The 20798-nt window shown below is 31.2% G+C and carries 5 protein-coding genes; 2 read left to right on the top strand and 3 right to left on the bottom strand.

Features of this window, described 5'->3' with window-relative positions:
• Positions 1-41 precede the first annotated feature (41 nt).
• The 3 genes from KM029_RS21255 to KM029_RS21265 all read right to left on the bottom strand — a co-directional run bounded on the left by KM029_RS21255 (position 42) and on the right by KM029_RS21265 (position 18364).
• The gene (locus KM029_RS21255; RefSeq protein ID WP_144075824.1) at positions 42-13124 is read right to left on the bottom strand and encodes a T9SS type A sorting domain-containing protein; all 13083 of its coding nucleotides are present in this window, start codon (positions 13122-13124) and stop codon (positions 42-44) included.
• Positions 13125-13696: 572 nt separating this feature from the next.
• Positions 13697-14644, bottom strand: coding sequence for a T9SS type A sorting domain-containing protein (locus tag KM029_RS21260; RefSeq protein ID WP_144075825.1), 948 nt, complete (start codon positions 14642-14644; stop codon positions 13697-13699).
• Positions 14645-14815: 171 nt separating this feature from the next.
• A complete protein-coding gene (locus tag KM029_RS21265) occupies positions 14816-18364 on the bottom strand; it encodes a T9SS type A sorting domain-containing protein (RefSeq protein ID WP_144075826.1) in 3549 nt (1182 codons plus the stop codon).
• A gap of 272 nt (positions 18365-18636) precedes the next feature.
• Here KM029_RS21265 and nrfH point away from each other — a divergent pair, with 272 nt between their 5' ends.
• Together nrfH and nrfA are read left to right on the top strand one after the other, a co-directional pair.
• On the top strand, positions 18637-19227 hold the full coding sequence (gene nrfH / locus KM029_RS21270) for a cytochrome c nitrite reductase small subunit (protein WP_144075827.1): 591 nt from the start codon (positions 18637-18639) through the stop codon (positions 19225-19227).
• A gap of 8 nt (positions 19228-19235) precedes the next feature.
• Positions 19236-20738 (top strand): ammonia-forming cytochrome c nitrite reductase, encoded by a 1503-nt coding sequence (gene nrfA / locus KM029_RS21275; RefSeq protein WP_144075828.1) that lies wholly within the window; start codon positions 19236-19238, stop codon positions 20736-20738.
• The last annotated feature ends 60 nt before the right edge of the window (positions 20739-20798 follow it).

Raw genomic sequence — 20798 nt, forward strand, 5'->3', positions numbered from 1 at the left:
TTATAATTACCTCACTCCTTATTATTAAGAAATCATCGATCTTACTTTACGAGCTTTAAAAATATTGATTTTCCACTTGCTGTTTTCACTTTGCATATATATAAACCTGTATTCAAATCAGACACGTCTACTGTATGTGTAGCATAGCCAGATGAATTAGCTACACCTTCTAGTGTTGTAATTAGTTTACCATTTATAGTAACAATTTGTGCTTTAAAGTGCTCTTTATTTTCTAAGCCTCCAATCTCTAACATTAGGTTGTCTTTAGTCATTGGATTTGGATATGCAATCACAGATAAATTATTAAATTCATCGCTTTTATATGTTACCATAACAGGTTCAAATACTTCATAAGTATTGTCAATATCAACCTGAACTAACCTGTAATAAGCTATTGAAGAAGTCATTATATCAGATGCTTCATATTGTATAGAGATTGCACTTGTTCCTACTGCTTTTACTTTCTCAATAACTGAATAATGCACACCATCTGTAGATTTTTCTAATTCAAAATAAGAAGAATTAAATTCTGAAGCAGTCTCCCATGTTATAGCAACATTTCCGCCATCATCTACATTTGCATTAAAGAATGTAAGTTCAACAGGTAAATCATCTTCAGGTAATGCTGATGGTATCACACTTTCTTCTAGTGATGCAGGAGCATAAATAGAAAAATCATTTACTTCTCCTTGTGTATTTGATTCCAAATAATAGGCTGATGAACCACTTTCTGCTATCCAATCTGCTTGAACTTCCTCCCAAATATTAATACTATTAAAGTGAGCGATTCTTAAAGAACTTTTATTCTCATCTGTAATTGAAAAATACTGATCTGGATTCTCAAAATATAATCTAATAAATACTCCATTTGTAAAAACTGAATTATTTTCTCTATGAATATCCCATGAAGCAATTTTTGAAATAAATAAGTCGCTATCGTTATCTTCGGTCACTTCCTCTGGATTACTCTCAAAAAATTCAACTGAAAAATCTGCTGTTTCAGTACCATCAGGAACATTGATTGCAGCTCTAGCGTACGTGCTCGTTGAACCAACGGGAAATATATAAAAACCATCTAAACCACCTAAAGTATGATCTAATTGTATTTTTGTGACTTTACCTGCAACATAAGCTGATGCTGAAGATGTAATCTCTCCGACAGCTTCATTCAGCGTTAAATGAGGAATCTTTACTATTCCATTAGTTAGTGTAAGGTTATTTTCAATACTAAAATCTCGATTAGAAATAAGACCATTTGTGTTATTAACCACAAGGTTATAGAATGTCTCTTCAGCACCAAAACCTATAATTTGCACATCATTACCAGAGAATGTTACTGTTCCCGTACCTGGAATAAATGCTCCTCCATATTCATTTTCCCAATTTCCCTTAAGAATGATATTATAATTTCCAGCATCTAAATTACCATCAAAAGAAGTTACTTGTAAGTTGCCGTTGATAGTTAAATCAGATGCTAATTGCTTAGTACCATTTCCTGAAATCAATAAGTTGGCAAAAGCATGATTGTCTACCTCAATTGTTTGATTTCCCTCCCCATTCAATTCAATCGTAAATTCATCAGAGTCTAAAACTACATCTGTAGCAATTTTCACATCACCACCTATAGAAAGTGTGTAATCATTACAAACCAATGTTCCCTTTTTTACTTCAAAATCTCCTGTAATTGTAGCATTCCCTCCTAAAGTAATTTGAACATCAGTTGTAGGTTGAATTAATAAATTGTTATAGTTTTCTCCTGCAACTAGGTTTATATTTCCACTCGGCTCTAACACCATTTTCGAATTATTGGGTGTAAATATTCCTTGATTATCAATTCTACCTTTTACCTTAACCAAAGCATCTTCAAAATCTACGAAACCACTTTCAGTACCATTAGAGGCAATTAAAAACAGGTCTGTTATTTCTAATTCATAGATATCATCATCACCATCTCCAATTATTACAAAACCAGCTTTTGGTGCGATAGCTACAGAATAAACTTTTAAGTTAGCATCTGCAGAAATTGTAGTAGCCGTATTCGTTGGAATAATAACAATTGCGTTATCTGCATGTTCTGCTAATTCTCCTGGGTAATTAACTGCTACACCTCCGTTTAGAATCCAATGATCTTTATTTTCCCATGCTCCTTTTGCTGGACCATTATAGGTATAGATATTTCGTGTAAATTGCCAGTTAATATCTGCAGTAGATATTGGATCTTCATAATCATCTCCTATTAAAGCTCCTTTCGAATCTATAAAATAAAGAGCACTTCCAGATTGGTTTCTAACATTATAAGTTCCTCCAGAGTTTATTGAAATATTGTAGAATTTCCCCTCAATATTTTCGCCATTAATATAGTCTACCGTACCTACTCCTTCAGTTATAAATTGCTTTATGTTTAAATAAGTACCTTCTCCATATTGAAAAATAGTATTTGGAAATACTACTTTACTAGCTCCTTCAGTTTCTGCTATTATAGTGACCCCGTCTAAAACTACTCCTTCATCATCCATGTATTCAAAAGTTGTAAATGCGGTATTAATTTTACCTCCTTTTAATACAAAGCTGTAATATCCATTATTTTGATGTGTAATTCTTGAATTCTTAAATGAACTCTCGCCTGCTAATTGATTAAAACTTGCTGCATCGCCCATAAAAATAGTTGTATTATCTGATAATAAACCACCAGATAATGTAAATAGAGAACCTGCATTTCCACCAAAGTAAAGTTCCTTTCCATTTAGATCAAGAATTCCATTTAATACATTAATGTTATTCTTCACCTTTAATTGGTCACTTATTACTTTTACAGTGATTGTTGGATCAACATCAATTTCTAAATTATGTAATACTGTCTCAGAGGCAATATCAATTGTCTGATTACTATTACCAGCTAAAAGTAGAGTATTTAAATTAGGTGTTAAAACTCCATTAGATACCGAAATATTTCCTTTTATAATTACTGTTTTCTCAAAACCCGACAAGATAAATTCTCCACCATTCACAGTGAAATCGTTAGTAATATTTTCATTTCCTCTTAATAACAACGTCACGTTAGAAGTTCCTTCAGCAGATAAATAACCAAAATCTACTCCTGCATTATCTATTGTTTGAGCACCTGTACCATTGGTAATTAAATGTCCGTTACCATGACTAAATGATCCCGTTGGGTTAATAATCCAATTTTCTCCAAACTCAACTTTATCATTTTCTGAGTTCATTGTTAACTGCCCGTTTAACACTACAGAATTTGTGACCACTAGATCTGATGCTGTAGTTGATGAATTTATTTGAAGCAGAGTTCCTACTTCTAGAAACAAATTATTCGCTTTTGCAGTGGCTGTCCCATCAATTATTGGTTGATTAGTAGTTGCGATAATATAAACATCGTCATTTTCAGAAGGAATACCGCCTAAATTTGATGACCAGTTTGCAGCGTTAAACCAATCATTATCTTCCGCTCCTATCCAAGTAAATGGATTTGGAGCATACCAGTTGATTAAACCATTCGGGTCTCTTTCAAAATTGCTTCCTGAAAGTTGTCCTTGTGCTGCGTAAAAATCTATCTGACCTGTACTCGAAGTTAACTTAGAAACATTCCCAACTCCATTAACTGCATTTTGAATAAAATTCACTTTTTCTATGGCCCCAGAAACGTAATTTCCGGACCCATCAAAAGTGGCGATAAAATCTTGTGTATTTTCTATCCTTAAACCTACTCCATTTGCAAAATAATTTAAGAACGAACCCTCACTAAAATTATTATTAACATCAATCGTTGCATTTTCCTTAATATAAATTCCTGTAGATGCCATTCCACTTATTTCATAATTTTTAGCACCTATTGTTCCGTCAACATTAAAGTTATAATACCATCCACTTTGTGAACTCTTGACATTTGCTGTAGAATTTTCTGCTCCAATAATCTGAATATCTCCCAAAACATTTACTGTGGCATTATTTCCTAGCATTAAATTACCACCTGCACCAACGGCATAACTAGCTGTATTGTAAATATTAAAATGGGAATTATTACCTAGTGTAATGGATGCATCTGCAGAAGATAGTATTCCATTTTTAAATTCTAAATCGTACCCATCTGCAATAATAATATCGTCTTTTACTATGTATTCGGTACTTTCTAAACCATCTAATACCAAACCTCTAAATTTTGATGAATTGGTTTGAATTAATGCACTAATGCCTGAAGTCTTGAAATAATAATTACCAGATTCAGCAATATGACCATTTGTAACTAAAAGACTTCCTTCGAGTGTAGCTACTCTATTGTCTATATTTAAAGTACCTTGTTGTACTACAAGATTTCCCTCTATTGTAATATCTGATTCTCTTATTTGTACCACTTCAGTACTCGACGAATTATCAATTACTAGATCATAATATCTATTGTCTTTAGATGCAAGTTGTCTTACTTGTTGTTGACCAGTACCATTTAAAACTAAAACACCTTGTCTGTATAAAAATACACCTCCAACTGTTTGATTATCAAAATTACCTCCAACAGTAATTCTATAATTATTATCTGATATATCTAAAGTAGCATCTCGAATTGTGATATTACCTAAAGCAGTCAAATTACCATTTAGTGTTTTTACAGAACCTTTAGCACTACAAGAAATATTACCATAAAACACAGGTTTTCCTGTTACAGAAGAAGTAGTAATTGTTTGTCCTATTCCTCCTTTATACTCTACAGTGCTATTTTTATTAAAATCATATAAATCAAAACCTTTTGGAAAGTTATTACTTCCGTTTATATACATTGATTTATTTTCCCCTAATAAAAACTGACTTGAAGCAGTTCCATTTATTGAATATGTACTCAAATTCACATTTCCAACTGAAGCATCAAAGTCTCCTCCAACAGTGATATCACTATTAAGAGTTAATGCAGTTGTAGGCATATCTAATTGAATTGTTGAAAAATATGCATGGTCGCCTATTATTGTTGTACCGGTTGGAGAATTGAACACAAAAGTATTTACTCCACTATAATTATTTACTGTCCCTGATGCTATCCATCTATCACCAGTCATATAATGTATTGAACCATCAAATAAATTAAAGCTAAAAGCATCGTTATCAATAAGTACTCTATTTTTAAATGATAAAGATGAAGTAATATCGGTTGTCTCAAACACTCCTTTATTAAGGTGAACTTCTGAATAAGTTATTAATGAATCTGAAACAATAAAAGGGCCTTCACCTCCAAATTTCGCTTTACCAAAACGAGTATTTTTAAGATTTTGAGTTGATGTACCATTTAGATATACCCACCCCTCTGTTACCGTATCAAAACTAGCATTTTCGGATAAAGTGATATCTCCATTAAAAATTACTTCATAATTAACAGGAAAGCTTATTCCTCCATTTTGAGTAATAGAAAAGTGACCATCTACTTCTAATTTACTTTGTAATGAGACAACCGCATTTCCAGATATTTCCAGATTATTAAAAGGTGAATTGGCTTGATCTAAAACAATAGTACCACTTTCTTTCAAAAAGTTAATTTGCCCATTTCCACTTTCAAATGAACCATTTGAAGATACTGACCAGTTTTCATTTACATCTACTACTTCTGAACCATTCACTAATAAAAGACCACTTTCTATTAATACATCACCTCCAATTTGTAATTCAGTATCAGTTGTTCCATTAAAATCTCCATCCAATGTTAATTGTCCACCAGTAATAATCAAATCTCTACAAATTGCTTTTGCACTTCCATTGATAATTGGATAATATGTTCCTGCTTTTGACTTTGAATTCACAACGACATTATGAATACCCGATGGGATTATGTTTAGGTCCCAATTATCTGCTGTAAACCAATCACTACTAATATCACCTTCCCAAGTAATTGTTGTATTAGGTGGCCAAGTAATATTGTTATTTGAATCATCCTCATAAGTTTCTCCCTTAATTGATCCAGCAATACCTGTACTCCCTCCAAAAATTAACTCATTAGCAGTATTAATTCTTTTTACATTGAAGACCTCTCCTTGGAATGGAGTATTATTATAGTCAAATGTCACATTAGTAATTTCTGTTGAAGGTGCATTAGCATTCATCTCTAAATAATACCGTACTAATGCTCTATTTGTAGACATTCCAGACCAAACACCTTCAGAGAAGTTTAAACCTTGATCTTCGGGATCTAAAGTTGCATTTTCATCAACGTATAATCCACTATGATCTAAATTCTTAAATTCATAAAACTTGGCCGCAATCTTACCCCCACTTTTTATTTTCACATCTAATCTATGGTTATCCGATTTTTTATCTTCAGCACTTAGCCTTGATAATTGACCTTCTGCTCCCACAATTTTTAAATATCCTCCATTCTCAACATATACATAAGGAAGTGTGGTAGGATCTGTAGGGTTTTCTCCATCTTTAGTGTCTCTTGCATTTACTCTAAGCGCTCCACCATTTGATATTTCTAGTGTTCCATAAATAGTAATTCCTTCCACATTATCTGCTATTTCATCAGCAGAAGAACGATTACCAATGTATAAAATATATCCATTGACATCTAACAATGAATTTCCATTAATTACTGACGATTTTTTTGTGTAAAGATTATTTTCTAATTGATATTCAGCTAATGCAGTAGCATTAAAATTAGCTGAATACATAGTGTTATTATTTCTGTTGTGGATAGTGTATATCCCTACTTGATCTGCAATAAAATTTACATAAGCTTCATTAGTGGTAAAATACCCTTCTTTAAAATCCCAATTTCCTTTCACATTAATCTCAGAAGCAACATTTGTTTCTAATCTAGCATTGTTTATTGCTTTAACAGTTTTTGCACTTAGATTACCTAATAAATATTTTGTACTACCATTTAAAGTGAAATTGTTAACTTCAAAATCAGCTGGTATATATTGGTTTCCTCCATCAAAAATAAAATTAGCATTCTGTGCAACATAACTACCATTTACCGTATAAATTCTTTCTACTCCAACACTATGTGTAAAATTTGAAAAATCTATTATACCAGAAGCATTTCCATACCCTTGAGCACCATCTTCGATCACAAATTCTGTATCAACATTTAAATTACAGTTAATTGTTTTTGTTGATGACTCTATAAAAATTAATTCTTTAATCGTGTTATTACCAAAGTTTAAAGATTGATCAAACACTTCATTTTTACCTACAACTACTTGATTTGAACTAATAAAAGTGGCATCATCTGTGGCTGTCCAATCTCCTCCCGTAAATAGAATTTTCTTATTTGTGTTAAATTCTGTGTTACCTGATAAAGCTACATCACCTTTAATTTCAATAGTATTTCCCCAATACAATTTTTTAAGGCCATTTCCAGTTATAGATAGATCATTAAAATACAACACTCCAGACCCTATAATGTCTTGCTGTTCGTCTCCATTAAATACAATTTTAGAAGTTGGGTTTTCATAGTTAGTTATCTGATACCTGCCTCCAATATACAAGTCTTGACCATTATCAATTAATTTCCCATCAGATTTCAATTCTTCTTTAAACTCTCCAACAACTCTTAAAGAATTATCCGAAGTTAATGTTACATCTCCAGATGCATATAGTTTCAATATTCCATATTGAGGAATTGTGCTTATAAAAATATCTGCATCTCCTTCAGATTTTACTTCGACAATAGAATTAGCATCAAAATGATAATCAGAAAATGAATTGACAAAAGCCACATTCCCTGCTTCTGCGAATGCTCTGTAAATACTTCCATCTTCTAAGAAAAATTCCCCTGTTGCTGTACCTGTTACTTGGTAAGCTTTTGTTGTATTCCCTTGCTCAAAAATTACATTATCTTTTACCGTAAAATCTCCAGTAATTGATATATCACTTTGTATTCTTTTCCAGCCTGAGCCACCTAAAATTAGATGATGATAAGTAGTTACATTTTGATTGAAAGCCCAACCGCCTCCATTATGAATAAGTGTTCCGTTATCCCAATTAATAAGAATAGGATTGTTGCTTGTATTACTAGTTATATTTCCACCTAGAGTAATTTGAAAACCTGCAACATTTAAAGTTGAGCTTAAACTACCCGTCCCAACTTTAAGTTCTCTAGAAATGGTGATATCACCCAATAATGTTTTCTCACCATTATTAACTACTAAGTTATAATAGTTTAATGCAGCAATATTCTGAGCTTTAGCAACCGATGAGTAATAACTAAAAGTACCTCCTGTAATTTGATATTGCGCAAAATTCTTAGGGTAGTTATCTGTATCTCTAATTATCATTTGACCTCCCGTCATTGTAAAAATACCACTACCAACAAGTGTACTATTTTCTTCCAAGTAAACAGTTCCAATTCCATTAAGAATTGTCAAATCTTGAAGAATAGAAATGTTTGCTCCATCTCTGATAAATTTATTCCCTGTTCCTTGAATAATTAAATTACCAAAGGTTAGATCTCCTCTTAAAGATTGAGTTGCTCCATTTAATATTATAGTTCCAGTGGCATCCTGCGTAAAAGTTCCTCCCTCTCTATTGTCGAATTCACCTAACAAATAAATTAGGTTATTGTTTGCTGTAAATGTCGAAGATGAGCTATTTAGTTTTATCGTATTATTTACAGTAATATTTCCTTCTAACGTTAATGTTGAACCGTCCTTAACTTGTAGATTAAAGAATTCCCCTCCATAAATGGTTGCATTATCACTAACAACAGTTGCCTTTCTATAATTGAAATAACCTCCATTTTTATTCCATGAAGTATTAACTTCTATATTTTTATCTGAAACGTCATAGCTACCCGAAGACAATATAAAATTATCTACTTTAAGGGTATTTGATGAATGGAGCACTGTTGCCTCATTTACATCAATAACTATTGTTGCATATTCTGAACTACCTGGAATAAAAGATTTAATAGAGGCATCATCTGCTATAAATTTAATAATTGATTGATTTTTAGTAAAAGCACCTTCATTTATCCAATCTCCATTAACAATTATCGAATCTTGAATAGAGCCATTATCACCACCTATTAAAGTTCCTCCACTATTAATATTTATACCATTATTAACGGTAAATCTATCTGAAAGAGTTAAGGTAGCACTATTTTCTATTAACACTTTTCCTACTTCTACAGATGACGTTACAATCGGATAATTTGTAATTCCACTACTTGGAATTTTCACATTATCTGTCGCTGTAGGAATAGTAGAAGTTGACCAGTTTGAGGCTAAATTCCAAGTAGTATTTGTTGCCCCTGTCCAAACAATAAAATTATTATCATCTGCCCATTCTATTTTATTGTAAACATCATTTTCTACTGTGGCATTAGAACCTGAAGCATTAAAAAATGTGATCACTCCACTCTTAGAATCATTATTAGTAACTGCTACAGATGGCCCATTATTAAAAACAACATTTTTAATGGTTTGGGTTGATAAATTCACTCCATCTTCAATAGTTACTGATGCATTACCATTTCCTCCTGCAAAAATACCATCAGATAAATTATAGGTTGTATTTAAACTAGCTCCTGACTTAAACTGAAGTCCATTTCCTCCTAAATCTGAAAGTTTATAATTAGTAGCTGATAATACCCCAGCTATTTGAATATCAAAATTATCATTTACCCCATTCCCTTCAATAATAGCATAACTATTTTCATCTCCTTCTAAAAGTAATGTAGCTCCATTTTCAACAATTAATGCTCCAGAAGTATTATTCGGTAATTGTAGAACACTACCAGCATCTAACTCTAAAGTTGCTGTAGATGAAACGATAATTGACTTGTTCTCATTGGTTAATTCTATTAAATGTCCGTTGGCATCTAATGTTCCAGATTGTAGTGCTAAAGTTCCACTACTTGCTTCCATTCTTAAATCGCCTTCTAAATTATATACAACACCTGCAGCAGGTGATATATTAATTTGAGTATTGTAATATTTAGAGGGCAAACCACTATTTTGAAAATCAATACCTGGTTTAAAAATGTAATTTCCTGCATTAGATGCATTTAATGTAAGCGAAGTAATATTTCTTATATCACCATTCACATCATAGTTTCCTCCAACAAAAAGATTTCTTTTTCTAGACTCTAACCTACCCGATTTAATTGAAAAATCATTCTCAATTTCAAAATTTTGAGAAGCATCATCAGTATTCGAAATAAATAATGTATTGTCTTCACCCAAGTTTAATGTGAAGTTGTAAAATTTATCATTTGAATAAACAGTTGCATTATTTCCAGTAAAAATAACTGTACCATTTTCATGTATAAATGTTCCATCATTCCCATACCAATTCCCAGAAAGGCCAATAGTTTTATTATTTAATGATAAAGACGTAGAAGAATTTAAACGGAGATCTTTTACAATAATATTATCATTAAGAGAAACGGATGTGCCTACTCCTTCTAAAGTTAAATTATTAAATGTTGATGCATCTACAGTTTGGGCAGTTCCTCCATTAAAAAATACTGTGCCTCCACTTTTAAATTCACCATTATTATTAACCCAATTTCCACTAACGTAAAATAATTTATTACCTCCATCAACAGTTGCATTATTAATTACAAAGTCATCTAAAAAGGTATATTTACTATTACCTGAAAATACTTTCAAACCTTCACCAGAAAATTCAACTTTTCCAAAAGCGCCATAATTAGCATTATCAACTCTAATTTCTTGTCTCTGTGTACCTACAAAATAGAATATACCAGATTGTGTAACTGTACTTCCAGTTCCAGAATTAGTAAATCCACCTCCTAAAGTAAGGTTTTTCTCAAAGTCTACATTCCCTCTTCCTGAAGTTAAATTTATAAATCCATCAATAAATGTATCTTCTTTAAATACTGTTTTTCCTATTCCATTAAGAACTACATTATTAAATTTAGACGATGCATTTGTAGTGACAATCTGATCAGAAGAACCAACAAATTCCACATTTTCTTTTGTCTGTGTAAACGATGAATTCGTATCTTCTGTCCAATTTCCATAAACAAATAATTTGGCAAAAGCAGTAACACTTGCTCCAACAAGCGATAAATCGCCTTCAATATATAATTGCTTGATAAAATTAGTATTTTCTGCTCCACTAACTATCAAGTGATTGAATTTACTATTGTAAATATTTTGTTCAACAGTTCCATTTAAATTTACTGTAGAACCTGTATAACCACTTTCAACATTATATCTCCAATCTCCACCCACAAAAAGTGTTTTATTTGTAATGTCTAAAGTATTCTCACCGCCAACTTTTACAAAATCACCTGTAATATATGTAGTACCTTGAAATACCTTTTTCCCGTTGCCATTAAATTCAAGATTACTATAATTTATAGCGGGGATTTTCTGTGTAACTGCACCGTCAAAAGTAACGTAACTAGTAGCATTAAATAAACCTTTTGATAAATAGCTTGGGTTTGAAGAAGCTGTTCTTACCCTAGTAAAAGCATTTAATAATAGATTACTAGAAAGAGAAATATCTGTTGTTGCAAAATTTGCATTTAACATATTAGACGATGCTCCGTTTTGGTTTTCTATATTAATAGTTCCTACAGTAAGAGGGTTTAAAATATTAACAGTTCTATTTTCTGTTAAAGCACCATTTGATTTAATATTTAAAGTACCTATTGTATAATATATACTTCCTTTTGCTTTGTTTATATATTGATTTTTATTCTCATTTATTAATGTGATAGAGCCATTACTAGCAGAAAGTAAACCAGGTTCAGTAACATCTGTATCTTTTCTATTATTTAAACTTCCATGTAGTTCTATATCTTTCCCTGATGATAATTGTAAGTTAGCACCATCATAAATAGATAAATTTCCATTAATAATAATATCCCCATTTATGTATTTGTTTGATGGGTTTAGGAGTGTTAGGTTAACATAAGTAATATTAGATTTGACAGATTGATCGTTAATAGATTGATATACAAAAGTACTTTGATCTTTCAATTCAAAATTATCAAAAACAGGAAAATTGTCACCTTCTACAATAACTTTTGAGTTACCGTGAACATATAAATCACCTCTTGAATTTAATAAACTATTAACTCTAGATAATAAAGTTTTCCCATTATTTATAAAGACATCGTTGTCGATGTAAACCTCATCTCCATTACTTTTATCATCTCCAATAGTTAGATTTCCATTAACTGCATATATAGAAACATCACCTAAATCAATATTTCCTGTAATTGTTTCGTCTATAGTGTGGTAATGATATATCGTTCCATTAATGTAGAGGTTAGAATTATCAAATTCTATTGCATCATTATCAGTATCTGCTTTATCATCTGATATTTTAATAGAATTAATATGATGTGTTCCTTCATTAATTTCTACATCAGTATCAAGCTCATGAAGAACTTGTAATTCTCCATCAAGGTTTAAATCACCAGAAACTATTTTAGTACCATTATTAGTAAACCTAACATTACTAAATTTTACAAATTCATTTCCAATAAGTTTATTTATTGCTTCTGGTATTGTTACCAATTGATCATTACCATCAAAATTTATAAATACTCCTTTTTCTACACCAAAATAACTCTGATTATCTACTGAAAAATCTCCAGCAATTGCAATTTCATCTTTTGGCTCAAATGTGGTATTAACTACAGATAATTTATCTTCTATATCCAATCGAGAATTATTTACAATAACTTTAGTTCTAGCTCCAGATTTATTTAAAATTAAAGAGTTTAAAAGAATAGTTTTTGAAGAACCATTACTATTTCTACCTTCTAAAATACTTGGCAAATTCCCTTCTAAATTTAAAGAAGACCCTATATTCCAGATGGCTGTACCATAATAATAATAATCACGGTGCAGTGTTATAGCCACATTTTCATTCACAATTAATGTACCTTCAACTTCTAATGAAGTCAGTAGAATATTGCTTGGAACAGTAACAGAGTTTTCCTTCTGTATAATATATGTATCTGTTGATAATATAGCTGTTGGAGTATTATTTGACAGATCTTCCCAGATTGTTAAATCTGTAAAACTGCCATCTGATTTAGAATAATAGGTATTTTGAGCAAAAACATTATGCTGAACCATAAATAGTAATAACAAAATACACAGTAATTCAAACCTATTTTTAATAGGTAAAAAGTTGTTCATAGTCGAAAGTTGTTAATTAATAGAAAACAGAATCTAAGAGTAAAGTATTTATTTAGTCATTTAAAAATACATTTACACGATACACAAAAATTTAGCATTCAAATTTATTAACATCAATTGAAAATCAAAAATTTAATAGAAATTTTCAAACATTGTACTTGATTTTTTCAATAAAAAAAGATCAGTTCTCTAAATTCAAGAACTGATCTTTTACTATTTATTTACTTTAAGAGCTGATAAAATTTGAATGTACAAAAACGCTTATGGCTTGTAGGTGTAAACCATATTTATTTCGATTTTTTTGTATAGCTCCCTAAAAGGTACATAACGAAATGTATACTAATAATTATAAAAATAACATAAATGAGTAATTGTTGAGTTGTCATAAAAAAGGATTTTTTAATCACACGATAATAGTTTTCTTACACTACAAATGTATCAATATCAGCATTTATAGATTGACATTAATCAATTGTTTATTGACATAATTCATACAAAACCTATATAACACACTCATTATGAGAGTTAATTTAGAAATAAATTACTACAGTAAAATAGCCATAGCTAACCAATTAATTCACTATCAACTTTTCTACAATTTTTGTTTTACCACTTTTCACTTCAATAAAAAGCATTCCTTTTCCAAAAATCATTGGTACTTTTGCATGATTTAAATCTGAAGTAAACTCAGTGTATGTCCTACCTGAAGCATCATAAATCCTTACATCCATTTCATTAAAACTAGATAATATATTTAGATCTTCTCCAAATTTTATAGGATTTGGATAAATTGTAAGCGTCCTCTCTGAATTATCTAAATGTACTGCATTAGGACCATATTTGAATCCTTTTCCGTCAAAGTCCACTTGTATAAGTCTATAATAAACAATTGTTGCTTTGGGTAATGCAGTATCATTAAATGAATACTCTAATTTAACATTAGAATTCCCAGCTGCTTTTATTGTTCCTATGTTTGCCCAATTTCGATTATCAGTAGAGCGTTCTACATCAAACCTATCAGCATTAATTTCTGATGCTGTTCCCCACTCCAATAATACATTATTTTTGGGCGCCGAAATTGTTGAATTAAAATAAATCATTTCAACAGGTAAGTCATCGCCATAACATCCGTCTATTGTAGTTGACTCACTAGTACCATCTTTTATAATTGTAAAATTCACCTCACCAACAGTACAAATTGCTCCTTGATTATCACTTCCATTTTTATGAACAATCAAAGTATCATAAACCTCAATTTCTTGTTCGAAATATAATTCTGATTGATTCTTTAGTAGTATCTCACAACTATTTAACTGAACGTTATTAAAGGTGAGTACTGCCTTATTACTAACGTTAAAGACAGTATTGTCAAATAAAGTATCCTTAAAAATAATTTCTCCATCAATTTCAATATTATTATTGCCATTAGCGGTTTCAAAATCTCCAACCCCTTCAAAATCATTAGAGGTACAAGACATAAATACGACAAACAGAAGAGATAATAAATATAGATTTTTCATAGTTTATAAATATGTAACATTGTTGCAAATAGAGTTACTTATAACGATAGTAAACAGTTTTAGTTACTATTTTCTCAAAATAGTTCACACTATTAACCTCTATTACATTAATTAAACGTTTGTCGTAATAGGAAGATTACCTCAAAAGGATAATACACTTACAATAAAGGATCAATTAATTACTATTTTTTTGTAAAGCTTTTTGTTTGCAGTAATAGATAATTGCATAATGTATATCCCTGCTTTTAAATGTTGAATATCTATAATTAATTGATTACTCTTCTTGATGAAATTAACATCTAAATAATTTCCTGTTAGCGTATACAAACCTACATTAGATACAGAAAGTATAACAGGAGATTCTACATTTATAATATCAATACTTGGTATTGGGTATACTTTTACATTTTGTGCAAGTAATTGACTATTGATTGAAGTTAAAAGTGATTCATCTGAAATTATAATTCGCCCTTCAGCTGAATTACATGCTGTATTATTTGTACTTATTACTTTATACTCCCCTAAATTAGAAGGGTAAATGAATGTATCCAATTGAGCTATTAATTCATTATTATAATACCAAGAGTAATATTTTGTGGTATCAATATTAACAATTTCTATCCTGTCATTTCTAAATGCTAATTGCGGGATAACTATTGTATCGGATTGAGTAATAATAACTGTATCTGAGCGATAAATACAACCATTGTTTGTGGTAACTTGCAAATGATAATTGCCGATTTCATGTAATGATATATCCTTTGTTGTAGTACTTAAAAGTTCATCATTATTATACCAATTATAAACAATATCATTCCCGTTTACTCTACTATTAACGGTAATCAACAGCTCTTCTTCCGCACAAAAAGTAGTTCTCCTATCTGTTTCTAAAACAATATCATGCATATTATCACACCCTACTCCTATGTTAATGATTGCTACTTCTATTGTTAGAGAAGTCCAATTACTATGAGAAGCAATACATATATATTTACCTCCATCTGAAGCTGAAGCATTCTGAATTGACAAATTGCTCCCAATTAGCACATTATCTTTATACCAGTTATAACTAACTCCATCTATTTTATTTTGTATTTCATATAAATAAGAACTCTCTAATTCTAATTGTACGACATCAAAATCTATATCAAACTTTTGGTTTGAATAGCTTATATTTTGGACTTGAACACTTTCTAAGTCATTAAAGAACAACCTATTATTTGTTAAATCAACTTGAGTTATTGAAGTTGGTAACTGAATAGTCTCCAACAAATTATCACTTAAATTTATATCAACTATTGATGTACTTAAAACGTAATTCCATTCCGTAAATTCATTATGACTAAGATTAAGGTATTCAAGTTCATTTTTATTTTGTAAACTCGATCCCATATCAGCTAATTGATTAAAAGAAAGATCCAATTTTTTAAGATGAGGAACATTATTTAGATGATTATCGATTGCATTGATCTGATTATTCTGTGCAAATAAATGGTACAATGTAGTCATGCCATTAACATTTGGTACTGTTGTCAACTTATTATGATGCACCCAAAATGTACGTAAAGCAGGCAGGTTATTTATTCCTTCTATATCTTCATCTTCTAATAAATTAAAAGATAAATCTAATAGCCATAAATTAGGAAGATGCCACAAACTATCTGATATGGAGGTTAAGTGGGTATTATAAATTTTTAAAACTTCTAGGTCTTTAAATGCTCCTATTTGATGTGGCAAAGTAGTTAATTCACCCAATCCATATAATAACAGTCCTATAATTTCGCCATCTGTATTAGTATAAAAATAATCCCAATTTCTAACAGGTTCTAAAACATTTACAGGAATATTCATTTCTCGGTATAATGATAAAAGAGATAATGAATCTTCTGAAGAAATAATTGTACTAGGTGTAGGGTTAATTGGAGAATCTGAAACTTTAATAATAAGATCGTCAGCAGTTTCGCATGAATTATGATCAATTAAAACAGCTTTTAATCTATAAACCCCTACACCTTTTGATACTGCACTAAAGTCATATGTTGAGGTACCAACTAAAACATCATCTAAATAATAATTTATAATAGGCTTAGTTAAACCAACATTCGCTGTAATTCTAAAATCTGGAGCATCAGTTTGCAAAAATAAAGTATCATGAGGTACAGAAAGATTTAAACGAAATGGTTTGTAAACAGTAACTTTTTGAGCGATTGAATCTCTTATTATATGATCTGAATCTGTAAAATACGACTTTATTAATGTTGTTACTTCTCCTCCTTCTATAGTTTCTGCGTCAATAACACGTGTTGGATCAAATTGTTGTGTTGAATGAACCACACCTTTTCCAGAAAAATGCGACAATGTAAGCCCTGAAAATCCACTTAATTGCCCTGCTAATTGAAGGTTTACAGGTAAATCAAATTGACAGTAATTAGTATTTAATTGAAGTGCAGTTTGTTCATTATTTACATACAGTGTTTTAGTATAATTCCCTTCACAATGTTCATCATATATTCTGTAATGTATAATATGCTGGCCAACTCCTGCTTGATTTGGAAAAAACTGATTAGAAACCACTCCATTACCATTTATCTCGATAGTCACTTCTTCACTTGCTACTGAAGTTGATAAATTAATCCCTTGTGTTGCATTTACATCATAAGTAGAGTCTATAGGATAAAGCGTTACTATCTGACTATCTACATCAAACACCTCAATTTCTATACTATTACTTATGTCCGTATCTTCAAAATAAGTATAAACTCTCCTATACCTATAACTACCAGATGTTGGTACTGCCTCTATATATAAATTATGTGTCGAACTATTTGGAATTTCATTCCAGGGTCCATCATCATAAGAGACCTCCCAATGTATTAGCATCCCATCTGTGGTTGGTGTATCAGCAGAAGTTAAAGGAGAAATAACAAGTGAGCTTCCATCAATGTCAACTGATGAAGTAGCCCCTATAATTGTTGTATTTATTAATAAATTACAAAAATAATCTTGATCAGGTGAAATGATTGTATTTGATGAGCCATTATTAACGTGATAATTGACGCTTGAATTATTTGTAGTTGTAGAGACTGTAGTAGAATTACCTGCTTGATCTTGTATTGTTACTAAAAACGGAAGTGGATCAAAATAATTTGGGTCTATAGTTGAGAATTTTTTACGAAGTGTTATAGAATTTTGATTAATAATTTTTGTATCAAATTCAGTTGAATGAATAGAACCACTTACAAAGGTTACAGGCTCATTGGCTAAAACTCTTAAATAAACAGAATCTCCAGGTTCAATTTGATTCCCATATTCATCATTGTCTGACCAAATTTCTACTTGATTAAGCACTGGAGGAGCATTATCGTATATATAATTTTGAGAAGCAGTTAATGTAGGTGTTACTTCTGTAGTTTTTAATTTTAAAATAGCGTTATTTGGTAAATCAAAGCCTGAAAAATCTACTGTTATTCTATATTGATTACCTTCGGAAATAGTATTTACATTTATGGGTATATCTGTTTGACTTTCTGATATGAACACTCTAAAATGAGTTGCATTAGGATTTAAATTTTCACCATTTAAATCCCAAGACAAAACTGTGTTATTAGTATTCTCATTCAGATTATGACCAAAAGATAGAATACGTTGTGCTAAACAATTGATTGATAAACAACAATAAGTAGTAATAATGAATAACAACTGAAATGTCATCCTTTTCATAGTAGTTTTTAAATTAGGTAGTAATTAGGTTATGGGTTCATATAAGATAAATTATTCTACTTTACTTCTTTCATAAATAGCGATGTTAACACCGAAATCAAAGAATTTCACTAATTAATCTACAAATAATGCAACCCCTTTCTTTAGAAGAATTCTAAACTAGAAAAGATGACAAAAACTCTGTTTTGGAAGTGTTAAATATGTGAAATTTACACTAATATTACTGTACTATAAATGTATAAACACAATCAACTGAGTGTGTAACTTTAATAATGATGTTTAAAAAACTCATACCACCCAAACAATGGCAACCTGTAGTCGCAGCACTAATAGGAGCAATTGTCGGACTAGCTATTTATACTGCATACAATGCACGTGTAGGTTCCTATCTGTCTGACGATCCTACTACCTGTGTCAATTGCCATGTTATGACACCAGAATTTGAAAGTTGGAAGCACAGTTCTCACCGAGAGGTAGCAACTTGTAACGATTGTCATGTTCCTCATACAAGTGTATTCGCCAAATACGGTTTTAAAGCTAAAGATGGTTTGTATCACTCATATGTGTATACTACTAGGTCTGAACCTCAAGTAATAAGAATGCACGAGGCTGGACAAGAAGTAGTGCAAGCGAACTGTATTCGTTGTCATGGCGATCAGGTTACAGATGCAAAAACTGTTGCTATGGTTCCTGATAATTATAAACACAGAACTGACAGACAGTGTTGGGAGTGTCATAGAGAAACTCCGCATGGAAGAGTAAAAAGTTTATCTTCTGTTGGACTAGGTATTGAACAATTACCAGTTCAATACAACAAAAAATTAATTGTACCAGAATGGCTGAAAGATGCCCTTAGTAAATAATAAAACGCATGAGTTCTAAATTAAAAAATTGGCTTTTATTCATTGCTACTTGCTTAGTTGTCATCCTTTTGGCTATGTTAGGTAGTAATATCACAGAAAGAAAAAGTGAATCACAATTCGCTTACCAACCACAGGTGAAAATTACAGAATTTGAACCTAGAAATGAGGTTTGGGGTGAAAATTTCCCTCGCCAATATCAATCATTCATGAAAACTAAAGAGATGAACTTCTCTACAATGTTGAATGGTAATCAAGAAAAAGATATTTTAGAAGACTCTCCAGAACTAGTTGTATTATGGGCTGGTTATGGTTTCTCTAAAGATTATAATGCTCCAAGAGGTCATGGTTATGCTATCAAAGATATCCGTGAAACATTAAGAACAGGCGGACCAACTGGACCGGGTACAGGCCCGATGCCAAGTACTTGTTGGACTTGTAAGTCACCAGATGTCCCTAGATTAATGAACGAAATTGGTATTTCTGAATTTTATGCTGGAAAATGGGCCGACAAAGGTGCTGAAATTGTAAATCCTATTGGTTGTGCAGACTGTCATGATAACAAAACAATGGCTTTAAAAATCTCTAGACCAGCTTTAATTGAAGCATTTGAGTCAATGGGAAAAGATATTAACGATGCATCTCATCAAGAAATGCGTTCTTTAGTTTGTGCACAATGTCACGTTGAATATTATTTCAATAAAAAAGAACCTAAGAAAGGTGTTCCTTACTTAACGTTCCCATGGGCAAACGGTATGACTGTTGAAGGCGCAGAGAAATATTATGATGATATGAACTTTAGCGATTGGACACACTCAATGTCTAAAACACCAATGTTAAAAGCTCAGCACCCTGGTTATGAAACATACCAACAAGGTATTCATGCAAAAAGAGGTGTTTCTTGTGCAGATTGTCACATGCCTTATAAAACAGAAGGTGGACAAAAGTTTACAGATCATCACATTCAATCTCCTTTAGCAAATCCTGCTAACTCTTGTCAAGTTTGTCACCGTCAAGAAGAAAAAGAACTGATTGAAAATGTTTATTCTAACCAAAGAAAAGTAAAAGAACGCACAAAACGTCTAGAAAAAATTCTTGTTAGAACTCACGTAGAAGCTAAAAAAGCTTGGGATCTTGGTGCTACTGAAGCACAAATGAAACCAATCTTAATGGATATTAGACATGCACAATGGAGATGGGATTATGCTGTTGCATCTCATGGTGGTAGTTTCCACGCTCCTGTAGAAATTAGTAGAATTGTTACTACTGCTACAGATAAAGCACAAGAAGCTCGTATTAAATTAGCTCGTTTATTAGCTGACTTAGGGTATGATAAAGAAGTTCCTTATCCAGCTATTGAAACAAAAGCGAAAGCTCAAAAATATATTGGTTTAGATATGCCTAAATTAGAGAAAGAAAAGAAAACTTTCGAAAAGAATATCATTCCAAAATGGTTAGAGCAAGCAAAAGCTCGCGAAGCTAAATATCCTACTGAATCAGTGTCTAGTAAATAGTCAAAAATACTAGTATATTTGAAGCTGTTGCATTGATATGTAAAATCATTGCAACAGCTT

This window comes from Flammeovirga kamogawensis, from assembly GCF_018736065.1.
GTDB classification, from domain to species: domain Bacteria; phylum Bacteroidota; class Bacteroidia; order Cytophagales; family Flammeovirgaceae; genus Flammeovirga; species Flammeovirga kamogawensis.

Excerpts from the sequence above, each read along its gene's own strand:
- KM029_RS21255 (WP_144075824.1), bottom strand. The coding sequence starts at position 13,124 with ATGAACAACTTTTTACCTATTAAAAATAGGTTTGAATTACTGTGTATT.
- KM029_RS21260 (WP_144075825.1), bottom strand. The coding sequence starts at position 14,644 with ATGAAAAATCTATATTTATTATCTCTTCTGTTTGTCGTATTTATGTCT.
- KM029_RS21265 (WP_144075826.1), bottom strand. The coding sequence starts at position 18,364 with ATGAAAAGGATGACATTTCAGTTGTTATTCATTATTACTACTTATTGT.
- nrfH (WP_144075827.1), top strand. The coding sequence starts at position 18,637 with ATGATGTTTAAAAAACTCATACCACCCAAACAATGGCAACCTGTAGTC.
- nrfA (WP_144075828.1), top strand. The coding sequence starts at position 19,236 with ATGAGTTCTAAATTAAAAAATTGGCTTTTATTCATTGCTACTTGCTTA.